The sequence below is a fragment of the Arthrobacter sp. M71 S08 genome (genome assembly GCF_059089725.1).
In genome coordinates this window covers 107,277-127,949 of record NZ_JBNHEY010000003.1, presented here as the reverse complement: position 1 = coordinate 127,949, position 20,673 = coordinate 107,277, and the positions used below count along the sequence as shown (strand labels likewise).

Here is a 20,673-nt window from a genome sequence, read left to right as displayed (position 1 = left end):
GGCTCCAATCAGAATTTGATTCTGGTAAATAGAATCAGAGTATGGCAGAGTGGGCACACTGTCCACGACGGGAGAAGCATGCACATCAACGTTGCCCACCAGATCGCCCAGGCTGCGCTCGCCCCGTTTGGGCTGGACCCGGATGCTCGCATCGATTTCATCAAGTACCGCGAGAACCACGTTTTTCGGGCCACCGGGCCCGACGGCAGTTCGACTGCAATCCGCCTCCATCGACCGGGCTACCGCGACGAGGATGAACTGAGTTCTGAGCTGAAGTATCTTCTTGCACTGCGAGAGGCGGGAGTTGAGGTCCCAGAAGTCATCACCACGCGCGACGGCGAGCTCTTCACGCTTGTGCAGGTGGGGGAGCATAGCCGTCAGGTCTCGGCACAGCGCTGGATCGAGGACGCCTCCCCCTTTGGTGACATCGAGTCGGTACTGGCAGGACGGCACAGTCCCGAGCCTGCCGCCTTTGCGCGAATCGGCGCACTGATCGGTCGCCTGCACGCCGCGGCGATCAAGATCGGAGTCCCCGCCGACTTCCGCCGTGCGGCATGGGACGCCGCCGGCCTCGCTGGTCCCGCCCCGCTATGGGGAGACCCGCGGTTGCTGGCCTCCCTGGCAAGCGAGGAGCGGGATGCGGTGGACCAGGCACTTCCTGCCCTTCACGCGCAGCTCTCCGCATTGCCGACGGACAGCTCGGTTTTCGGCGTCATCCACGCCGATGCCAGTCCGGAGAACCTCCTCGAGACCGCGAACGGCGTCGTGCTCATCGACTTCGACGACTTCGGCACGGGCTGGTTCATCTTCGACCTCGTGACCGCGATCTTCCACCACGCGCTCCACCCCCGCTATCTGGACTACGAACAGGCCCTCATCACCGGCTACACGCAGGAACGCTCGCTGGGCAGTGTTGAGACCGCGCTCTGGGACACCTTCATGCTGGCGCGCGGCCTCACGTACCTTGCCTGGGCAGCGGAACGGCCAGGAGATCCCGCATCGGAATTCGTGGCCGCCAACGTCGCACCGTGGGTTGCCCGGCTCGCCGACCTCTACAACCGGGGAGAGGCCGCGCCGTGGCGCCGGCCTGCCGCCCCAACCTCAGGAAAGGACCCCCGTTGAGCACCTCCGAACTCCTGGCACGCCGCTTCGCCACGATCGGACGCCACTCCCCCCTCTTCTATGAGGAACCGGTCCATCTCGTGAAGGGATCCGGCGTGTGGCTCACGGATGCCGCGGGCCGCCGCTATCTCGATGCCTACAACAACGTTCCGCACGTCGGGCACTCCCACCCACGTGTCGTCGAAGCACTTCGAGCCCAGGCGGCAACGCTGAACATCCATACGCGCTACCTCAACGAACGCGTCGTGGAATATGCCGAGGCGCTCCTGGCTCGATTCGAGCCCGAACTCGATCGCGTGCTCTTCAGCAACAGCGGCTCAGAGGCAAACGAGTTGGCGTTCCGGATCGCGCGTCAGCACACCCGGGCCACGGGAATCCTGGTCACCGACTTCAGCTACCACGGCAACACGACGCTGCTCGCCGGCATCACCACGGGACTCAAGACGCGCGAGGGACTCGCCCCGAACGTGCGCGCTTTTCCCGTCCCTGACCTCGACGCTGCAGTCAACGCAGGCCGCACGTCGGAGGAGGTTCGGGACGAAGCGCTCGCCCACGTCGACCGCGCGATCACTGAACTCATCGAGGCTGGCCACGGCGTCTCCGCCGTCATCCTCGAGTCGATCTTCTCAACCGAGGGGCTCCCCTCCGTGCCGGAAGGTTACGTCGAGGGAATCGCCGCGCGGGTGCGCGCTGCGGGAGGACTCGTCATCGGTGACGAGGTGCAGGCGGGGTTGGGTCGGACGGGAAGCCATTTCTGGGGATACCAGCGCTACGACCTGGTGCCGGACTTCGTCACCCTCGGCAAGCCACTCGGGAACGGGCATCCGCTCGCCGCCGTGGTAACGAGGGATGCTCTGCTGGAGGAGTTCGGATCACACAACGAGTTCTTCAACACCTTCGCCGGCAATCCGGTGTCGTCCGCCGTCGGACTGGAGGTACTGCACATCATCGATGACGAGCAGCTCGTGGCACGGTCGAAACGGCTCGGAGATGCAATCCGAGCCGATCTCACGACGCTCACCAACGGTCACGACCGGCTCGGGCCGGTCAAGGGCGATGGCCTGTTCTTCGGCTTCTCCGTGTTCGAGGACGCAGCGCACCAGGTGCCTGACCCTGTCACGACCAGGCGACTCGTCGAAGCGATCAAGTCTCGGGATGTCCTGCTGAGCAAGATCGGGCCGACCGGTTCGGTTCTGAAGATTCGCCCCCCGCTTGCGATTGAGGATGGGCACCTCCCGTTGCTGTTGGGAGCGATCCGGGCAGCCGTCACCGACGCCGTTAGTTGAAGGCTGACTGTGAACTGAACTGAACACAGTGCACCGACACGGCCACTGTGGTAAATTGGAGAATCGTATACGATCACGTTTCACGATGGAGTGAGACCACATGACACACATCCGATCCACACTACGACCAGCAGGACCCGTAGAGTCCCTTCCGCTCGCGGGGTTCCGCAGCGCCGTCGCAGAAGCAGTCGTCGCTCTCGATGTCAGGACGGACAGGCCGGATGACTTCCACGCCGCGCTGAGCGGTCGTGCGAGCGGCGACGTGCAGCTGCTCGCGATCGCCGGAGACGCCCATTCCGTACACCGGACGCCCTGGCTCATCTCGAAGAACCCGCAGCACTACGTGAAGTTCACTGTGCTCGAGCAGGGCAGCGGACTGATCATCCAGGACGGCCGTGAAACGAGTCTGGCTGCGGGAGACATGACGGTCTACGACACCGACCGCCCCTACTCGCTCATCTGCGGCGATGACATGCGCATTTCCGTCGTGATGTTCCCCAAGGAGATGCTTGCCCTTCCCGGCCCGGTGGTCGCCCGGGCCGCTGCGACGCGCCTGGACGGCGCATCCGGTATCGGCGCGATGGTACGGCCGTATATCTCCTCCCTCGCCCAGCAGGCCGGTGACCTCGAAACCCACACCCTGCACCGCCTCTCGCGAAACGCACTGGACCTCGTGTCGATCCTTCTGGAGTCGCACTATGCCTCCGTGGGCGCCGCTAGCGCCCACGAGACCCTCCTGCACCGAGTCCTCGACTACGTCGACGAGCACCTCTCGGAGGCCGAACTGAATCCCGGCATGATCGCGGCGGCTCACTTCGTTTCTGTGCGGTACCTGCACCTGTTGTTCAGTGACCAGGGCACGACAGTGTCAACCGTCATCCGGAATCGGCGTCTCGAACGTTGCTATGACGAGCTCACCGACCCGCTCCGCACGGAGCGATCCGTGACCTCGATCGCCCTCGACAACGGCTTCGTCGACCCAGCCCACTTCAGCCGAACGTTTCGTACACACTTCGGCGTCTCACCCAGCTCACTCCGTCCCAAGAGGCCCTGAACCGGGGTGAGACGCCGCCGCATCGATCCTACGAGTGCGCGCACTCACCCCGGTGCGTCAGCTGACCTTCGAGCGGTCGCTGCGGTCTGAGCTCGGTCCCGGTGTCGTAGCCGCGGCGAGCCGCCGCGCCTTGGCCGCAGCGAGGCGGTCCCTGAGCACGTGGGTCACTAGGCTGAGCCCGATCGCTGCGATCAGCGCAAGGCCGCTGGCCACGGACTGCCAGAACGTCGTGACCCCCAGCAGCACGAGGGAGTTGTTGAGTGCGCCGTAGAAGAGCACCCCGACGAGCACCCCGAAAACCGTTCCCTCGCCTCCCGTTAGAGCCACTCCGCCCAGAAGCACAGCGGTGAGCACGACGAGCTCGAAGCCCGACCCGATCTGGCCCGCCGGTGCGCTGTTGAGCCGCGCAACCACAATCGTGCCGGCGAAACCGGCGAAGGCACCGGAGAGGACGAACAGCACGAAGGGAATCACCTTCACGTGCACGCCGGAGAGATAAGCGGCCTCGCGGTTGACGCCGAGGGCGTACACATGGCGGCCCACCGGGGTCAGCGTCAGGAACACCGCGGCTACGACGAGCAGGATTCCGGCGATCCAGACTGACAGCGGGATGCCGGCGATCGTGCCTACACCCAGGAAGCCAAACTCGTCGCCGAAGTTATTCCGGGGCGCGGGGCTGACGAGTTGGGCGACACCTCGCACGGCAGTGAGCGTGCCCAGAGTCGTGATGAAGGAATTGAGCCCGAGCACCGTCACAGCGAATGCGTTGGCGAGCCCGACCGTGGCGCCGGCGAGCATGGCCAGGGCGATAGCCACGACCGGTTCGCCCGCGCCCTTGTCCATCACTACTGCGGCAACCACGCCGCCGAGCGCGAGGGACGACCCGACAGACAGGTCGATGTATCCCGAAATCAGGAGCATGGCGACGGGAATCGCGACGATAGCGATGACGGCACTGTCCTGGAGGACGCCGCGTACGTTTTGCCAGGCGAAGAAGGAATCCGTCGTGAAGTGGACCGCGAGCACCATGATGATGAGGAGCACGAAGAGCGGCGTGCGTATGACGCCCTCGATGACAGCTGGGACAAGGCGATTGTTCATCATTGCGGGAGCCCTTCGGCGGAATCGATAATTCGTGTGTCGGGATGTGTGCTGTGCACTATTGCGAGGAGCTGATCGGCTGTGGTGTCGGCGACGGTGTATTCGCCGACAATCCGCCCGCGCTCGAAGATCAGGCAGCGGTGTGCCAGGTCAATGACTTCCTCTGACTCGTTTGTGGCGACGAGGATGCCGACACCACGCTCAACGGCGAGGCGCTTGACCGCGTCATAAATGTCCTTGCGGGCGCCGACGTCGACCCCCTGCGTCGGGTCGTCGAGCAGGAGCACGCGGGTTCGGGCAACGTCGTTCACCCAGCGGCCGAGGAGGATTTTTTGTTGGTTTCCGCCGCTGAACCTGCCGGCAGGAAGCGTCAGCGAGAGGGGGCGCAGGGAGAGCCAGCGCGCGACGCCGTCGAACGTGCCGCGTTCCGATTTCTGCGAGCGGAACCCGAAGCGGGACAGCCTCGGCGCAATGCCGACCACTGTGTTGTCCAGCGCCGACAGTGTGCCGAAAAGTCCCTCCCGCGCCCGGTCTCCCGGCACGAGGGCGATGCCTCCCCGGAGCGCAGTGAGGGGCCTGTCCGCTTTCCGCGGCACTGCGTCGACGCTGACCGTGCCTCCTGTGCGGCGGATTCGTCCGAAGAGGGTGTTGAAGAATCGAGTGCGGCCGGAGCCGATGAGCCCATAACAGGCGACGATCTCGCCGGCGGCAACTGTCACGTCAATCGGTCCGAGGCCCGGCGAGGTGAGACCACGCACTGCGAGGGCCGGTGCGCGGTCGAGATACGGTGGGGCGGGGCGGTCGTGCGTAGCACCCTGGCCTTCGCTGATGGCGTCAACGAGTGCTTCCTGCGTGATTCCTCCACCCCGGGCGCTCCAGACGACCTTGCCGTTGCGGAGCACTGTCGCGGCATCCGCGAGCTTGAGCACCTCGCCCAGGAGGTGCGTTACGTACAGGATGGCGATGCCGCGACTGGCGAGATCACGAACAAGGTCCCCGAGGCGGTCGGACTCCTCGCGGGAGAGCGCCGCCGTGGGTTCATCGAGGATCAGCAGTCGGGCATCCCGTTGGAGGGCCTTGGCGATCTCGACGAGTTGACGCTGACCGATGGGAAGTGCCCGAACCTGCATGTCAGGGTCGATTCCATGCGCGCCGACCCGTTCGAGGGCGGCCCTGGCGAGCTCACTCTGGCCGCGCCGATCGATGAATCCCCCGCGAGTGTGCTCCTGGCCGATGAAGAGGTTCTCGGCCACCGTGAGCCCGTCGATCACGGTGAGGTGCTGGTAGATGACGGCCACGCCCGCCGCGATCGATTCACGGGGGGTGAGGCTGTCGTAAGCTCGGCCGTCAAGCTCGATCGTGCCGCCGCTGGGATGGGTCCCGCCGCCGAGGCACTTGATGACTGTGGACTTGCCTGCTCCATTGTGGCCGAGAAGGGCGTGTACCTCCCCGTCGGGTATGTCGAGCGTGACGTCGTCCAGCGCCAGGGTGGCACCATATTGTTTGGTAAGCCCGTGCACCGATGCGGCCATAGCGTCTCCTTCAGGGGTGGGTGAGGGCGGGCGTGGTGGCCGGGCGTGCGTTCGGCGCCCGGCCGGTCGATCAGCCGCCCAGTTCAGCGATGTAGCCCGCGAGTTCGGGGGTGTCTGCCGTTACGACGGTCACCGGGATATCGACGCTGGGGTCTGTCTCCCCCTCGCCGAGGGCGACTGGGATGTCGATGACGTTCTTCACGAGTTCTTCCAGCGAGAAGTAGGTCGCGGCGCGGAAAAACTTGCCATCCTGCATCTTCTGGAGACCGAAGAGGTTGGGGTCGAGACCGCCGACGAAGGTTTCAGGGTCATCCTCCGAACGACCGGAGGCGACGAGCGCCTGGTATGCGCCCTGCGCGGCGTCACCCACTGCGGTAACCACGATGTTGACGTCCGGGTGCTGCGCCAGCAGCGCTGTTGTGACCGAGAGCCCGTCCTCGGGTGTCACGGCCTGCTGCTCCGCAACGATCTCCAGGTCGGGTGCCGTCTCCTTGAGACCGTCCATCAGGCCTTGTGTGCGCTCGATGCCGATCTGGCGCTCGGTCTCATTGAGCACAATGACCTTGGCTTCAGGGCCGACGTTCTCCAGGGCCCACTCGGCCGCTGTCTGGCCCATTTGGTGACCGGAGTCGTAGAAACTGAACTGCAGCGTCGCATCCTGGTTCTCCATGTCACCGCCATAGGTGACCCAGTACTTGCCTTCGTCCTGGTACTGCTGTGCGATGCTCTCCAGGCTCGCCGGGTCCACGGGGAAGGAGACGACGGCGTCCACGTCACTCGTGAGGTACGAGTTGAGTTGGCTGACCTGCTTCTGCAGGTCCATTTCGTCATTGGTGAAGACCACCTCGACGCCCTTCTCTGCGGCCCGCTCCTCGACAATTCCCACGATGGCTCCGTAGACGGGCAGGGCTGTAAAAGGGTAGTCGAACAGGATCTTGTCGACGGCGCCGCGCTCGACGGGCTCACCCGTAGGGTCGGTCGCCGTCGTGGTGCCGCAGCCGACGAGAACGAGTGCCGCGGCACTGGTCGACGCTACTGCTGTGAACAATCTGCTGATGCGCATGCGCTGTTCTCCTCGGTGTGTTTGCTTTGGCGCAGGGGTGAAATGGCTTGATTCAGGCGTGGGTGTAGACGCGGCGGCCTGCGAACCACGTCTCGACGGCGTGTGTTTCGACGATCCGTTCGGCAGGCACAGCGAAAGGATCCTGGTTGAGCACGGCGAAGTCGGCGGACTTGCCGACGGTAAGGGAGCCGGTCACGTCATCCATGCCCATGGCCTTCGCGCCGTTGATGGTGAATATCTTGAGGGCCTCCTCGAGTGTGACCGCCTGCTCGATCCAGAGGGTGCCGGGCGCGCGACCGAGCGGGTCCGCCCGGGTCACTAGTCCCTGGATCCCCTCCCACGGGTTCGGAGACACGCTCACGGGCCAGTCAGAGCCACCGGCCACCAGCACGCCGAGGTCGAGGAGATCCCGGTTCGGCTGCAGGTGGGCCGCCTGATCGGCGGGACGGACGTTGGCGATCGCGTCCGGGATAACCCCGGGGAACCAGAGGTACGGCGAGATGTCAGCGGCCACATTGAGGGAGGCAAAACGCGGCCGGTCATCCGGATGCACGAACTGGCCGTGTGCGATGTGATATTTCGGCTCGGAGTGCCCGGCAGCGCGGACTGCCTCGATAGCGTCCAGTGCCACCCTCACCGCCGCGTCTCCGGTGCAGTGGATCTTCGCGCCGAGCCCGCGCGCCGCCGTCCGGAGCAGCCAGGCCTCGAGCTCAGCCGGCTCCATCGTCGTGACTCCGCAATGTTCGTGGCCATGCTCGGGGGTCTCGAGATAGGGGGTGAGGAAGGCACCGGTGTAGGTCGGCGGCACCCCATCCAGGGCCACCTTGACAAAGTCCGGGCGATGGTGTGTGGTGCGGAACTCCTCACCGCGCGCGACGAGCTCATCACCGAAGGGAGTGTTGGCGAAGAGGAAACCGGAGGACAGCATGCAGGAAGAGACCCAGGCGTGAAGGTCGCCTGCCTCATCGAGATCGCGCAGCGCCCCCATGATCTCGACAGTGGCGGCAGCATCCTGAAAAGCGGTGATGCCAAAGGAGTGCAGAATCTCAAGCGCCCGCTTGCTCGCATCGCGATATCGCTCGGGTGTGCGCTGCAGGCCTGCATCCACCGCTTCCGTCAGCGCGATTGTCGCGGACTCAAGCAGCAAACCGGTCGGCTCGCCCGTGTCGGCATCCCGGACGATGTGCCCTTTGTCGGGGTCGGGCGTGTTTGTCGTGATCCCCGCAAGTTCCAGGGCACGAGTGCTTGCGAAGCGATTGTGGTGGCTGTCGTCGGTGAGGGCGACGGGCCGTCCACCTGCCGCCTCGTCGAGCAGGTGCCGGGCGGCCTCCCGCGAGAAGGCGTCGATGAGCACGCTTCCGAACGCTTCGCCGATGACCCACGCGTCCGGTTCCAGGCCGGCAGAATACGCGCGGACCGCCTCGATGACCTCGTCGAATGTGGCGGTCGGTGAGAACGCCAACTGGTACAGGTCGGCCTCGCCCGCCATCAGGTGGTGGTTGTGGACATCGACGAGACCGGGGATCACGGTTGAACCGGCGAGATCCACTATCTCGGTTTCAACATCAGCGATCGCACGTACCTCCTCGTCGGATCCGACGAGGACGATGCGACCGTCGGTGACGGCGAATGCCGTGGCACTCGGCTGCTCCGGGTCCATCGTGCGGACAATAGCGTTGGTGACGATGACGTCGGCTCTGCTCACGAGGCCTCCTTGACTACCCCGAGATCCGGTCGTCCCGGGCGTTGCCTCAACTATCGGCGTCCTGCAGCGCATCATCTTGACCGCCAGCGCAGGCGCTTTGACCCCTGATGCAGACTCTGGTCTCGCGTAATTACGGTGTCTACTGTTATTAAGTGAACGATCCTGCACCGCGGGGCAACCACAGTGCGCGCATCGACAATCGACCTCCGGCGCCGCCGCGAAGAATAAAATTCACAATTCGATCGAGGAGGATCACTATGACCGCTGGAACTACAATTCTCGACGCCATCACCGTTTCAGAGGCAGACGGCCGGGCCATCCCCGACGCTGCTACGCGCGAGACAATCGGCTATGCGCCCGTTCACACGGCAGCCGACCTTGACGGGATGATCGTCCAGGCACGCCAGGCACAGCCGGCCTGGAACGCGCTCGGCCACGAGGAGCGCTCTCGGCTGCTTAACGCGATCGCTGATGACCTCGAGGCTGACGCGGAGGAGCTGGCCGAGCTGCTCTCTCGCGAGCAGGGCAAGCCGCTCGGCGGCCTGAACGCTCGCTTCGAGGTGGGCGCCTGCGCGGTTTGGACGCGTAGTGCGGCAGACATTCCTCTCGAGCCGGAGGTCGTCTTCGAAGACGGCCCTGCCCGCGCCGAGGTGCACTATGACGCACTCGGTGTTGTCGCGGCGATCGGCCCGTGGAACTGGCCGATGATGATCACCGTTTGGCAGATCGCTCCATCACTGCGCATGGGCAACACAGTCATCGTCAAGCCGAGCGAATACACCCCGCTCTCAGTGCTCGCGCTCGTCGAAATCTTCAACCGTCACCTGCCCGAGGGCGTGCTCTCCGTCATCTCCGGCGACGGCGAGGTCGGTGCTGCGATGACAGCGCATCCGGATATCGACAAGATCATGTTCACGGGATCCACGGAGACGGGGCGCAAGATCGTCGAGTCGTCGTCGAACAATCTTGCACGCCTCACGCTCGAGCTCGGCGGCAATGATCCCGGCATCGTGCTTCCCGGTACTACCGTCTCGGCGATCGCCGAGAATCTGTTCTGGGGGTGCTTCATCAACACGGGCCAGACGTGCGCCTCCCTCAAGCGCCTCTATGTGCATGACTCCGTGTACGACGAGGTAGTGGAAACGCTCGCCCAGCTCGCAAAGACCATGCCGATGGGCCGCGGGCTCGACGACGCATCCGTGCTCGGTCCACTGCAGAACGAAGTGCAGTTCGATATCGTCTCGTCGCTCGTCGAGGACGCTCGGTCGCGCGGCGCGCGCATCGTCGCTGGTGGTGCACCCGCTCCCGAGCTCGGGCCGCTCTTCTATCAGGCCACTATCGTCGCCGACATCGAAGACGGTGCCGCGCTGGTCGATCAGGAGCAGTTCGGCCCCGCGATTCCCGTCATCCGCTACTCGGACGTCGACGACGCGGTGCGTCGCGCCAACGATTCAGACCAGGGCCTCGGCGCATCAGTGTGGTCTGACGATGTTGACGCGGCCGTCGAGGTCGCCAAGCGCATCCAGGCTGGAAGTGTGTGGATCAACCAGCACGGTGGCCTAAACCCCATGGTGCCGTTCGGCGGAACCAAGGCTTCGGGCTACGGCCAGGAATTCGGTGTCGCCGGGCTCAAGGCAGTGGCGGCCCCGAAGGTCATTAGCCGCTGACGCTCCGCCCCTGGTTGAAGCCCGGAGAAGACGACGCGGGTTTAGAGCCCCGAGTCGAGCCTTCCTCAACATTGGAACAGCAGTTCCAACGTTGAGGAAGGCTCCGGCCTTACTCGACCAGATACACGTGAAGCAGCACAGTGTCCGGCGTTCGCTCCCCCGTGGCGACAAACACCCGGGAGCCAAGCCAGGCCCATCGCTCACCGCTTCCCGAGAATCGCGGCGAGCTCCGGAAGTAGATACGGCTCGGGTGAACGGTCTGCCCCTTCACTAGCCGATCAATGTCGTCGGCCGAACCGCTCCGCACTCCCAGGTTGTGGACGGCGATGCGGTCACCGTCATCGGTCTCCAGCGCGTAACGTGCCTCCAACTCGCTCAGGGTGGCGGACCGAAGCACCTGGTAGTCCGCGCCTCCTGCGAGCACGATGCCTCTGAGCAGCGGGCCCTCCACACTGCCGCCGAGGATTGGCACGATGCGCCGGTGCTCACCGTCAGCCACCCCGAGATCAAGCGGGGCGGCAACCTTCACTTCGATTCGAGCGAAGTAGCTGAGCTCTGGGGGTAAGGGGTACAGACTTTCTCGCTGCATGATCCAACTTAATCACCGGACATCAACCCCGACGGTTCCCTCAGACACGTGAAATGCCAGCCCTATGCACCCGCAAGAACCGAAGGCCATAGCACTCCCCCAGCGTGGTCAACGGCTAAGTTCGGACCGATACCCGTACAGCCCTGCCATGAGAGCCACGATCCTGTCGCAGGCGGCAGGTGGATCCGACGCAACCCAGGCAGCGTAGACAAGCACCGGCGGCGCGTCCCGGATGGGTCGATAGACAATCCCCGGGCGGCGGTATTGATGCGTCGTGGATGCCGCCGTGACGCCGCGGGCGCTGCCGGACCCAATCGTGGTAAGCCAGTCATCGACGTCGTCGGTTTGAATAATCTTCGGCTGGGCGTCCTCCGGCCACAACGATAACCGGGTGCTGCCGGTGCGCAGGTCCACAGCGAGGGGCAGCGTTGCCGCCTGCGCGAGCGTGACACTCTTCCGCCGCGCGAGCGGGTCGCCACTGACCATTGCGCAATACCGTGCTTCTTCGCCGACAACTTCATAACGCAGGGCTTTCGAATCAGGGCGGTAACGCAGAATGCCGACGTCCGTCTTCCCTTCGGCCAATCCGGCGGTGGGCGTGTTCGTCTTGACCAGTTGCAGCGTCATGTTCGGGAAGGAAGCGGGCCATTTGTGCTGGAATTCGGCTGTGTACTGGCCCAACGCGGACCACGGATAACCGATTCGCACCACCCGGCTACCCGTGAGAATCTCCGCTTGAAGGTCGTCCAGGGCGTCAAGCGCCCGGCGCACATGCCTGACCGCGAGTTCCCCCGCAGCAGTGAGGTCTACCCATCTGGTGGTGCGTTGTAGAAGCCGGACCCCGAGAGCCGCCTCCAATGCTGCGACATTCCGCGTCACTGTGGTTTGTGAGATGCCGAGGTCGATCGCAGCGTCCGTGAAGCTGCCCGCCTCGATCACAGCTAGGAAGGATCGCAACTGGCGCAGCTCGATGTTCATGAGAGCAGTCTATTGATGCAAGCCACGCATCAATAGAGCGTGAAGTGAATTGTGAACATGCCTGGATAGTGGCCGACGATTTCCCCATGAACATGCAGTCCGGCACCGGTAGAGCCGCAGGAATCGCGACGCTCATGGGCAGTGCCGCATCGAACCAATTCGGTGCCGCCACAGGCTCGCTCGCGTTCCCTGTCCTGGGACCCGTCGGTGTTGTCGCTATGCGCCAGCTCATCGCGGCCGCCGTCCTGCTCCCAATCGTCCGGCCCCGCATCCGGGAACTCACTCGAGCGCAGTGGTGGCCGATCATCCTCCTCGCCGTTGTCTTCGGAACGATGAATCTTGGGCTCTACTCGGCCGTGGAACGAATCGGCCTGGGACTTGCTGTGACGCTGGAGTTCCTCGGCCCTCTTGGGGTCGCGATCTTCACGCGCCGCAGCAGGAGGAGCGCTGCATGCGGTGCTATCGCTGCGGCCGGCGTCATCGCGATCGCCCAACCGGAAGCGACTTCCGATTACGTCGGCATTGGCTATGCACTGCTCGCGGCGTTGTCCTGGGCCGCTTACATCCTGCTCAACAGAACGCTGGGAACCCGAGTGTCCGGCATTGAAGGAACGGCCGTCGCCGCCGGGCTGTCTGCTCTGGCCTTCGCCCCCATCGCCTGCCTCATCATTCTGGAGGCTCGGCCCAGTGTCGCCGTTCTGCTCTATGCGGTTATTGCCGGAATCCTTTCCTCCGTCGTTCCCTATGTTGCGGACCTCCTGGCGCTGCGACGTATTCCCGCAAACCTCTTCGGGATTCTTATGAGCGTCAACCCCGTTTTCGCTGCCATCATCGGAGTGGTCGCCCTGCAGCAGCTGCTGAGCCTAGCTGAGGTGATGGGAATTGCGCTTATTGTCATCGCGGACCTCGCAGCCGTCAGCGGAGACTCACCGGCACCGTCGAGACGGCGTCGCCGGCGTTCTCCAGCGACAGGCGGCGGTCCGTCACTGCGGAGGCGAGACCGACGTCGTGCGTCACCAGAACAAGCGCCGCGTCCTGCTCAGTGACCTGATCCATGAGACAGTCCACTGTTTCCTGCTGGGTGAGCAGGTCGAGACGCGAGGTAGGTTCATCCGCAAATATCACCTTCGGCTTCAGAAGCATGGCGCGGATGATCGCGAGGCGTTGAAGTTCCCCGCCGGAGACCTCGCCCGGACGGCGGTCCAGCAAGGAGGGATCCAGCCTCAGCCGGTCCATCAGCACACTGACCCGTTTCCGTTCGACCCGATGACGACGTATTACATCGCGAAGACCCGCCCGGATCGGCACGCGCGCAGGGAAGGCAACAGTCGGATCCTGGTAGAGCTTCTGCAACCGGCCGTCGGCCAAACCAGTATGGTGGCGCACTTCACCGGCGTCGGGACGCACCAGTTTCAGAAGGATCCCGCCAAGCGTGGTCTTGCCGCAGCCGCTCGGACCGGTAAGCGATAGCCGTTCCCCCGAGCTGATGCTCACGTCCAGTCCGGTGAAGAGCTGACTGCCCCCGTACCCCTTGCTGAGTCCACTGGCTTCGATGAGAGGTGTTACGTGCCCACTATCCGTGTCCGATGTGCGCCACGACCGAACCCATTGGCTCGGCTCCGCAGCGAGCAGCCGCCGGGTCCACGGATGCGTAGGTGCAGCGAGCACGTGCTCGGCTGGGCCCTGTTCGACGATGTTGGCCCTCTGCATGACGAGCAGATCCCCACCCAGAGCCCTTGCCAGATCCAGGTCATGTGTGATCGTCAGAAGCGATCCGCCCTGTTCGACGTGCTGCGCGAGCAGCCTCGCCAGGGAGTCCCGGGCAACCGGGTCCAACCCTTTCGACGGCTCGTCGGCGATGAGAACCTGCGCTCCGCCGATCGTTGCTGCAGCGAATGCCACCCGTTGCGCCATGCCTCCGGAAAGCGTGTGCGGGTAGATACGATCCACTCCGTGGAGGCCCAGTCCAGCGAGGTGATCGCCCGCCTGTTCCAACGCGCCCAGGCGTCCCCGCCGCCCGCGGAAGAAGCTTGGGTGGCCTTCTGCCACCTGCTGGGCCACCCGCATGGTGGGGTCCAGAGCCAGCACGGGCTCCTGCGGAAGCAAGGCCAGCCGGTGGCCCCAAAGCTTGCGTCGAGCACCGGGGTCGGCCAGGGAAGAACGGTCCGCACCAAAAAGGATCTCTCCTTCGGCCCGCAAACTGCTGGGTAGGCTCCCCATCAGTGCGTGCGCAAGGAGGGACTTGCCGCTCCCGCTTTCACCGACGATCGTCACCGCCCGGCCGGGCTCAAGGTTGAGACGGGGCACGTCGACGAGGGTGCCGCCTTCATGTGTAACCCGGACGTCGAGCAGTTCGATGGTCATCGGCGACCCTCCTGGGAGCGCAGCCCGAGCAGTCCCACGAGGAGGAGGAGCAGCACAGCGACGGGCGCCATCACCATCCAGGGTGCCTCGTAGTAGTAGGGCAGGGATTCGGTGATAAGGAGTCCCAGTTCGGCGGTGGGGGGCTTGAGCCCTACCCCGACGTAGCTGAGAGTGGACATGGCGAGGACTGCCGAAGCCATGCCGAGCGAGCCCATGGTCAGCAGCACCGGCGCCAACTCCGGCCACAGGTGACGCCGCAGCACGTGCAGCGGACCCAACCGCAACAGGTTCGCCGCTTCGACCGCGGAGCTGGTCAGCACGCTGACTGATCGCGCGCGCACAACCCTGAAGTATTCCACCCACTGGGCCAGTGCGATCCCGACATAAATGGTCCACATCTCCCCGGAAGCAAGAGCCGCGAAAATCAGGACAATCAGCAGAGCGGGCAGGGCAAGGAAGACCTCGGAGATTCCGAGCAGCACCTGATCCAGCCAGCCCCTGCGCCAGGCAGCCAGCAGGCCGAGAGCGACTCCGGCAGCAGCGGCGGTGACCACGCAAAGTATGGCGAGTCCGAGCGACAGGCGGGTGGCGTGGGCCAGCCGTGCGATGACGCTGCGTCCGAGATGGTCATGGCCGAATGGTTCTGCCAGCGAAGGTGGCTGGAGGAACTGGCTCAGGTCCTGGCCCGCGTACTGGCGCCAGACGAGCGGGCCAATGAGAGCGAAAAGCACAAGGGCGGCCAGCAGACCCACCGATGCAAGGCGTACCCAAGGGGTGCGCCGGGCCGCTCGTCCGGTCATTCCCCACAACTGCGTGGGCCGGGAACCCGCAACCGCTACCGGGCTCTCCACGTTCGCGTTATCAATGTTCGGAGGTGTGGCGCTCATCAGGCCTCCCTGGTACGCGGGTCGAGTGCTAGAACGGCCAGGTCCACTATGGTCGAAACGACCACGACGATCAGGGCAAGCGCCAGAACGGTAGCCTGCATCGCCGGAATGTCACGCCAGAACACTGCATGAACGAGGGCGTGTCCGAGCCCCGGCCAGGCGAAGAGGCTTTCGACCACTACCACTCCCTCGATGAGAATCAGTACCTGGACACCGATATAGGCGACCAGCGTGACCCCGGCGTTGCGCAACACATGGCGGGCAAGCACAACGTTCCCCGCGAGGCCCTTGGTCCGCGCGAAATGCACCTGCTCGGACTCCAGGATCTGCGCGACTGTGTCCCTGGTGACCCGCGCGAACAGGCCGGAAAGACCGACTGCCAGTGTCAGGGCCGGGAGCACGATGTTTCCCCGCTCCCCGTGCCCGGCAGCCGGCACCCAGCCGAGCTGGACGGAGAAGACAATGATGAGGACGAGCCCTAACACGAAGGGCGGCAGGGCCCTGACCACCGCTACCCACCCGTCGGTGAGTCGATCGACCGCACCGCCACGGCTCTGGGCGGCCAGCAGGCCGATGGTCATCCCGAGGGTAATCGAGAGTATGAGCGCCGCCGCCGCCAGTTGCAGGGTTGCCGACAAGTGGTGTGTCAGCTCCTCGATGACCGAGGCGCCGGTGACCAGGGAGGTGCCGAAGTCCAGGCGGAGGGCACCGAGGATCCAGTCACCGAGCTGCTGCCAGGCCGGGGCATCAAGACCGACGTCGGCGCGGACTTCTGCGGCGGCTGCGGCATCCACCTTGTCGTATCCGTAGCGGCCGGCGGCGATGCGAAAGGCGATGTCGCCGGGCAGGTGCTGGACGATGACAAAGCAGGTGACTGTCACTGCGAGGGCGACGCCGACCGCCTGGGCTGCGCGGCGGGCGAGGATCCTGCCGACGGCCTGCGCCAGGGTGTGGTCGCGGTCGGTTCGCCCGGGCGAAACATGTTCTGCCGAAGGGGCTGAAAGGGTGCTCATGGCTAGCCCTGGATGGAGACGTCGGCCAGGTTCCAGTTGCGCTCGAGCGGGTCGAGGACGAAACCTTCGACGGCTTCGTTGACGATGACGCTCTGGCGGTACCAGGACACAGGTACGACGGGCAGCTCTTCCTGCAGGGTGCTCGCTATCTGCTCGCGGGCGGTGTCTGCCTCAGCATCTGTGTGCTCCGCGTCTGTGACCAACTGGTCCAGGGCCCTGAGCATGTCGGGATCGCTCCAATTCATTGAACCCCAGTCGGCGCCTTCAGCCGGGTAGTCCTTCAGGAGCGTGACAATCGGGTCCGGTACCAGGGCGAAGTTGCGGGTGAAGAGCGCCATTTCGAGTGTGTTGTCGGCGTGGGCGGCTGGGATCTCGCTCGAATTGTCTACCCGCACCTCAACGTCAACGCCCACCTCGACCAGTGCTGCCTGGATAGCGGCTGCCATTGTCGGCAGCTCGGGACGGTCGGGGAACGTCAGCAGTTCCACCTGCAACGGCTGCCCATCCTTCTCGCGCACGCCGTCGGCGCCCATAAGCCAGCCTGACTCGTCAAGGAGCGCGGCGGCGCGCTCAGGGTCAAACGTCAGCGGGTCGAGGCCCTCGTTATGCCACGATGCGAGGGCAGGAGGGAACATCTGGGTGGCGCTGATCTCGGGATCCCGCAGCACGGCCGTAGCCATCGCTGAGCGGTCCAGGGCCATCGACAGTGCCTGCCGTACGCGCTGATCCGAAAGGGCCGGGTGCTCGGCGTTGAGCTTGAGCACTATGGTGCGCGGAAGCAGCGCAGACTCGACGTGCAGCCCGTGTTTACCCTCGACTCGCTGCAGGCTGGTTGGATCCATCCCGAACGTGAGGTCGGCCTGTCCGCTCTCGGCCATCAGGGCGCGGTTTTCTGCCCGTCCGACGGTCTCGTAAATCACGCGGTCCACCCTGGGGGCCTGCCCGTCGTAGCCCTCGAAGGCTTCCAGTTCAATCCTTGACGGTGGTGCCACCTCGAGCACCCGGTACGGCCCGGAACCAACGACTTCGGAAACCGTTCCATCCTCGGCGTAGGAAGAGGGAGCGAGAATCTGTGTGCTTGTTGCAGCCAGAACCGCCGGCAGCGGCGCGAATGGTTCGGACAGCGCAATGACGACGGCGGCGTCCTGGGCCCGTACTTCCGCTATCGGGGCAACGGCGATGGTGTTCGCCTCGGAGGTACGCGCTGCCTCCAGAGCGGCGACTACGGCTTCGGCGTCTACTGGTGTGTTGTCGTGGAATACAGCGCCCTCGCGCAGGGTGAATGTCCATTCCAGCCCGTCCTCGGATGCACTCCACTCAGACGCAAGTCCGGGCTGCAGCTGCCCCGACTCATCCGCATCCACGAGCGTCTCGGCGACCTGCAGGCGCGTGAAGATTCCCTCGGCGGTGGTGGGATCGAGGCCGTGGACTTCGTATGGGCCGATCACATCGAGCACACCGTCTCCAGCTCCGGCATCGGGGGCGCTGACTGACGCCGGGTTATCACTGGCACAACCGGCGAGCGTAACCGCGACGATGGCCGCCATAGCGGTAGTGGAGAGCAGGAAAGGGCGTAGGGGCATGGAGCAGTCCTTGAATCAGGGGAAGTGTTGGCCGGTAGGGCACCAGAAAGACTATAGGTAATGATAATCGTTTTCAATTACAGATATGAGAATGATCCAGTGAGGTGACCGGTCCGGGCATACGGCCCCGAAGAGGCCTGTTCGGCAGGCCTAAGTGTTAATGGTTGACGCGCTTCGCTCTTCGATCCGGGTCAGCGCAATCTTGGCTCCCGAAGGGTCCGTCACAATGGCAACCCAGTGCCCAGGGGCGCTCTCCACGGGCTCGAGCAGAACGCTCCCGCCAAGCTCCACCGTGCGGGCCAGCGCGGCGTCAAGGTCCGCCGGCTCGAAGTAGGGGACCACGTCGCCGGGCTCGAGTACAGCGATCACCGGGGCAAACCCGTGCTGCAGGTCCGGGAATCCGCCTGCCACGTTTCCGGCGTTGAATCTGGTGTGCTGACCCGACTCCGTTTCGAAGCCCAGCACGCCCTCATAGAAGGCTGCGGACCTGGCCGGATCGGTCGAGGCGATATCGATAAATCCCAAAGGAGTCGGCATGAGGCTCAGCCTATAAAAGCTGACGCCGCTGCCTCAATGGGTCACAGGGAGAACAGAAAAGTTGCCGGGGAACCCTCGTTCCCCGGCAACCTGATGAAACCGCTACGCCTGGTTGCTGACCAGCCCGCGCCCTGTCCGAATCCCCGCGAAGAAGGCGCCGAGTTCTGACGTCGCCGTCAGCGGCAGCACGTTGGCCACGTACTGGTCCGGACGGACGACGACGACGACGCCTCCCCGGTCCAGACCGCGAACCTCGAAGATGTCCGCTTCCGGATCAGCACCGAAGACCTTTTCCAGGTAGTTGAGCTTGAACGGTCCGACCTCGGGTTTAAAGACCGCGGGCACGGCATTGATATCGATCGTGTGGTGATCCTGCTGGTAAATCACCTTGACGTCGAACCACGCGTCGATATCCGCACCCTCGGGCGTTGCGGACAGCGGTGACTCGGCCGAGTTCGTCAGCCACTCGGCGAAGTTGGTGACCTTCGACGGGTTGCCCGGCAGCGGCTCGTCCGCGAAGACGTAGATCCGCCAACGTCCGTCCGCCGTCGCGTGGTGGCCGAGGTGAACCGGGTTGGTGTCACAGACCCTGAAGACGGGTGCCGACTTGAAACGCTTGCCGATCGGGAATCCGGTGGCAAGCTCCTGGTGCGTCGCCTCCCCCACAATCATGGACGGCGAATACTGCGTCATGAACCCTGCGGGGAACTCCATGGTGCGGACGTAGAAGTTCTCGAGTTCCGTGGGGTCTTCGAACTCTTCGGGCTTCTTGGCCATGAGCGAGGACCATTGCTTGTCGAAATCGATCAGGTTCTTCGCAACCACCTGACGTTCGGCGGAGTACGTGGACAGCAGGCTCTCCGGGCTGCGGCCTTCCAGAACATGGCCGAGCTTCCAGGCGATGTTGAAGCCGTCCTGCATGGAGACGTTCATCCCCTGTCCGGCCTTCGCGCTGTGTGTATGGCAGGCGTCGCCGGTGATGAAGACGCGTGGAGTGCGGGTACCCAGCTCTTCAGGGCGGACGTCGTCGAACCGGTCAGTGAGGCGGTGGCCAACCTCGTACACGCTGTGCCAAGCAACGTTGCGCACATCAAGCGTGTAGGGGGAGAGGATCGCGTTGGCCTTCTCGATGATTTCGTCGATGGTGGTACTGCGGATATCACCCTTGGTGTGCGCCTCCACCTCACCGAGATCCACGTACATACGGAACAGGTGGCCGCCCTCGCGCGGGATCAGCAGGATGCTTCCGCCCTCGCCGGACTGGATGGCGCACTTCAGCCGGATATCGGGGAAGTCCGTGACAGCGAGGACGTCCATGACCCCCCACGCATGATTGGCCGCATCACCGGCCAGCGTGCACCCGATCGCCTTACGCACTTTACTGCGGGCTCCGTCCCCGCCGATCACGTACTTGGCACGCACAGTCCGTTCCTGCCCCTCGCGCGGCCCGGCCGTGTGGAGCAGCGTGACGCTGACGGGGTACTCCCCCTCGTTGGAAACATCGAGACTCTGGAATTCCAGCCCGTAGTCCGGCTTCATTCGGGTCGGGGAATTCGCCATGAACTCGGCGAAGTAGTCAAGGACACGCGCCTGGTTCACGATCAGATGCGGGAACTCGCTGATCCCGGTGGGGTCATCGAGCGGCCGGGCGGTCCGGATGATGCGGGATGGGTCAGCGGGATCGGGCTTCCAGAAAGCCATTTCGGTGATCCGGTACGCCTCGGCAGTGATGCGCTCAGCAAACCCGAACGCCTGGAAAGTCTCAACACTTCGGGCCTGAATGCCGTCCGCCTGACCAATGGCGAGCCGCTCGGGCCGGCGCTCCACGATGCGCGTGGTGATATTCGGAAACTGGGACAGCTGCGCGGCGGCGAGCATGCCCGCTGGTCCGCTGCCCACAATCAGGACGTCGACCTCGTCCGGCAGCTCTTCGGGCCTGTCGATGCCGACGCCGGCCGCTGCCTGGATCCGCGGGTCACCGGATACATAGCCGTGATGGTGAAACTGCACGGGCTTTCCTCACTCACATCTTTGTGGAACTTTACGGGGTTGCCGCCCCTTCAATATGTTCGTTATTTGAACAGGTAATTCAATAATCGAATGAGCGGTGTCAAAACTGTACGACGGATATGATGCGCAACACAACACTTTTCGCTTCACCGGAAGGGGGTTGACGTGTCTCACTTCACAAG

The 20,673-nt window shown here is 64.3% G+C and carries 16 protein-coding genes and 1 pseudogene; 5 read left to right on the top strand and 12 right to left on the bottom strand.

What is annotated here, in order from left to right; translation table 11 throughout:
* Positions 1–78 precede the first annotated feature (78 nt).
* The 3 genes from AC5RTB_RS07980 (at position 79) to AC5RTB_RS07970 (ending at position 3,462) form a co-directional block, all read left to right on the top strand.
* On the top strand, positions 79–1,122 hold the full coding sequence (locus AC5RTB_RS07980; RefSeq protein ID WP_494060532.1) for a phosphotransferase enzyme family protein: 1,044 nt from the start codon (positions 79–81) through the stop codon (positions 1,120–1,122).
* Positions 1,119–2,408, top strand: a complete 1,290-nt coding sequence (locus tag AC5RTB_RS07975; RefSeq protein WP_494060531.1) for an aspartate aminotransferase family protein — start codon at positions 1,119–1,121, stop codon at positions 2,406–2,408. Before AC5RTB_RS07980 ends, AC5RTB_RS07975 begins: the two co-directional genes overlap by 4 nt.
* A 100-nt stretch (positions 2,409–2,508) precedes the next feature.
* Positions 2,509–3,462 carry an AraC-like ligand-binding domain-containing protein gene (locus AC5RTB_RS07970; protein WP_494060530.1) on the top strand — a complete coding sequence of 318 codons (954 nt, stop codon included), beginning with the start codon at positions 2,509–2,511 and terminating at the stop codon, positions 3,460–3,462.
* Between the two features lie 57 nt (positions 3,463–3,519).
* Here the strand turns inward: AC5RTB_RS07970 and AC5RTB_RS07965 are convergent, their stop codons facing one another.
* The 4 genes from AC5RTB_RS07965 to AC5RTB_RS07950 form a co-directional block, all read right to left on the bottom strand.
* Positions 3,520–4,566 (bottom strand): ABC transporter permease, encoded by a 1,047-nt coding sequence (locus tag AC5RTB_RS07965; protein WP_494060529.1) that lies wholly within the window; start codon positions 4,564–4,566, stop codon positions 3,520–3,522.
* On the bottom strand, positions 4,563–6,095 hold the full coding sequence (locus AC5RTB_RS07960; RefSeq protein WP_494060528.1) for a sugar ABC transporter ATP-binding protein: 1,533 nt from the start codon (positions 6,093–6,095) through the stop codon (positions 4,563–4,565). The genes AC5RTB_RS07965 and AC5RTB_RS07960 overlap by 4 nt, the downstream gene beginning before the upstream one ends.
* A gap of 70 nt (positions 6,096–6,165) precedes the next feature.
* The gene (locus AC5RTB_RS07955) at positions 6,166–7,158 is read right to left on the bottom strand and encodes a sugar ABC transporter substrate-binding protein (protein WP_494060527.1); all 993 of its coding nucleotides are present in this window, start codon (positions 7,156–7,158) and stop codon (positions 6,166–6,168) included.
* 52 nt (positions 7,159–7,210) lie between these two features.
* Positions 7,211–8,863: an amidohydrolase gene (locus AC5RTB_RS07950; protein ID WP_494060526.1), complete on the bottom strand. Its 1,653-nt coding sequence runs from the start codon at positions 8,861–8,863 to the stop codon at positions 7,211–7,213.
* A gap of 257 nt (positions 8,864–9,120) precedes the next feature.
* Here AC5RTB_RS07950 and AC5RTB_RS07945 point away from each other — a divergent pair, with 257 nt between their 5' ends.
* Complete coding sequence (locus AC5RTB_RS07945) at positions 9,121–10,530, top strand: aldehyde dehydrogenase family protein (protein ID WP_494060525.1); 1,410 nt, start codon at positions 9,121–9,123, stop codon at positions 10,528–10,530.
* 109 nt (positions 10,531–10,639) lie between these two features.
* On the opposite strand, the gene AC5RTB_RS07940 is transcribed toward AC5RTB_RS07945, so the two are convergent.
* Both AC5RTB_RS07940 and AC5RTB_RS07935 read right to left on the bottom strand, forming a co-directional pair.
* Positions 10,640–11,119, bottom strand: a complete 480-nt coding sequence (locus AC5RTB_RS07940; protein WP_494060524.1) for a DUF3237 domain-containing protein — start codon at positions 11,117–11,119, stop codon at positions 10,640–10,642.
* A 108-nt stretch (positions 11,120–11,227) separates the two neighbouring features.
* Positions 11,228–12,097: a LysR family transcriptional regulator gene (locus AC5RTB_RS07935; protein WP_494060523.1), complete on the bottom strand. Its 870-nt coding sequence runs from the start codon at positions 12,095–12,097 to the stop codon at positions 11,228–11,230.
* An 86-nt stretch (positions 12,098–12,183) separates the two neighbouring features.
* Between AC5RTB_RS07935 and AC5RTB_RS07930 the strand changes: the two genes are divergently transcribed.
* On the top strand, positions 12,184–13,143 hold the full coding sequence (locus AC5RTB_RS07930; RefSeq protein WP_494060522.1) for an EamA family transporter: 960 nt from the start codon (positions 12,184–12,186) through the stop codon (positions 13,141–13,143).
* A 64-nt stretch (positions 13,144–13,207) separates the two neighbouring features.
* Here the strand turns inward: AC5RTB_RS07930 and AC5RTB_RS07925 are convergent.
* From AC5RTB_RS07925 to AC5RTB_RS07900, 6 genes and pseudogenes are all read right to left on the bottom strand, one after another.
* A pseudogene (locus AC5RTB_RS07925) lies at positions 13,208–14,461 on the bottom strand (ABC transporter ATP-binding protein); the annotation flags it as partial.
* Positions 14,458–15,348: an ABC transporter permease gene (locus AC5RTB_RS07920; RefSeq protein ID WP_494060521.1), complete on the bottom strand. Its 891-nt coding sequence runs from the start codon at positions 15,346–15,348 to the stop codon at positions 14,458–14,460. The gene AC5RTB_RS07920 and the pseudogene AC5RTB_RS07925, both read right to left, overlap by 4 nt.
* On the bottom strand, positions 15,348–16,361 hold the full coding sequence (locus AC5RTB_RS07915; protein WP_494060520.1) for an ABC transporter permease: 1,014 nt from the start codon (positions 16,359–16,361) through the stop codon (positions 15,348–15,350). The genes AC5RTB_RS07920 and AC5RTB_RS07915 overlap by 1 nt, the downstream gene beginning before the upstream one ends.
* A gap of 2 nt (positions 16,362–16,363) precedes the next feature.
* Positions 16,364–17,944 carry an ABC transporter substrate-binding protein gene (locus AC5RTB_RS07910; RefSeq protein ID WP_494060519.1) on the bottom strand — a complete coding sequence of 527 codons (1,581 nt, stop codon included), beginning with the start codon at positions 17,942–17,944 and terminating at the stop codon, positions 16,364–16,366.
* 150 nt (positions 17,945–18,094) lie between these two features.
* Complete coding sequence (locus AC5RTB_RS07905; RefSeq protein WP_494060518.1) at positions 18,095–18,481, bottom strand: VOC family protein; 387 nt, start codon at positions 18,479–18,481, stop codon at positions 18,095–18,097.
* Positions 18,482–18,583: 102 nt separating this feature from the next.
* Complete coding sequence (locus AC5RTB_RS07900; RefSeq protein ID WP_494060517.1) at positions 18,584–20,491, bottom strand: FAD-binding monooxygenase; 1,908 nt, start codon at positions 20,489–20,491, stop codon at positions 18,584–18,586.
* Positions 20,492–20,673 lie beyond the last annotated feature (182 nt).

Excerpts from the sequence above, each read along its gene's own strand:
- AC5RTB_RS07980 (WP_494060532.1), top strand. The coding sequence starts at position 79 with ATGCACATCAACGTTGCCCACCAGATCGCCCAGGCTGCGCTCGCCCCG.
- AC5RTB_RS07970 (WP_494060530.1), top strand. The coding sequence starts at position 2,509 with ATGACACACATCCGATCCACACTACGACCAGCAGGACCCGTAGAGTCC.
- AC5RTB_RS07965 (WP_494060529.1), bottom strand. The coding sequence starts at position 4,566 with ATGATGAACAATCGCCTTGTCCCAGCTGTCATCGAGGGCGTCATACGC.
- AC5RTB_RS07960 (WP_494060528.1), bottom strand. The coding sequence starts at position 6,095 with ATGGCCGCATCGGTGCACGGGCTTACCAAACAATATGGTGCCACCCTG.
- AC5RTB_RS07955 (WP_494060527.1), bottom strand. The coding sequence starts at position 7,158 with ATGCGCATCAGCAGATTGTTCACAGCAGTAGCGTCGACCAGTGCCGCG.
- AC5RTB_RS07945 (WP_494060525.1), top strand. The coding sequence starts at position 9,121 with ATGACCGCTGGAACTACAATTCTCGACGCCATCACCGTTTCAGAGGCA.
- AC5RTB_RS07940 (WP_494060524.1), bottom strand. The coding sequence starts at position 11,119 with ATGCAGCGAGAAAGTCTGTACCCCTTACCCCCAGAGCTCAGCTACTTC.
- AC5RTB_RS07935 (WP_494060523.1), bottom strand. The coding sequence starts at position 12,097 with ATGAACATCGAGCTGCGCCAGTTGCGATCCTTCCTAGCTGTGATCGAG.
- AC5RTB_RS07930 (WP_494060522.1), top strand. The coding sequence starts at position 12,184 with ATGAACATGCAGTCCGGCACCGGTAGAGCCGCAGGAATCGCGACGCTC.
- AC5RTB_RS07920 (WP_494060521.1), bottom strand. The coding sequence starts at position 15,348 with ATGAGCGCCACACCTCCGAACATTGATAACGCGAACGTGGAGAGCCCG.
- AC5RTB_RS07915 (WP_494060520.1), bottom strand. The coding sequence starts at position 16,361 with ATGAGCACCCTTTCAGCCCCTTCGGCAGAACATGTTTCGCCCGGGCGA.
- AC5RTB_RS07910 (WP_494060519.1), bottom strand. The coding sequence starts at position 17,944 with ATGCCCCTACGCCCTTTCCTGCTCTCCACTACCGCTATGGCGGCCATC.
- AC5RTB_RS07905 (WP_494060518.1), bottom strand. The coding sequence starts at position 18,481 with ATGCCGACTCCTTTGGGATTTATCGATATCGCCTCGACCGATCCGGCC.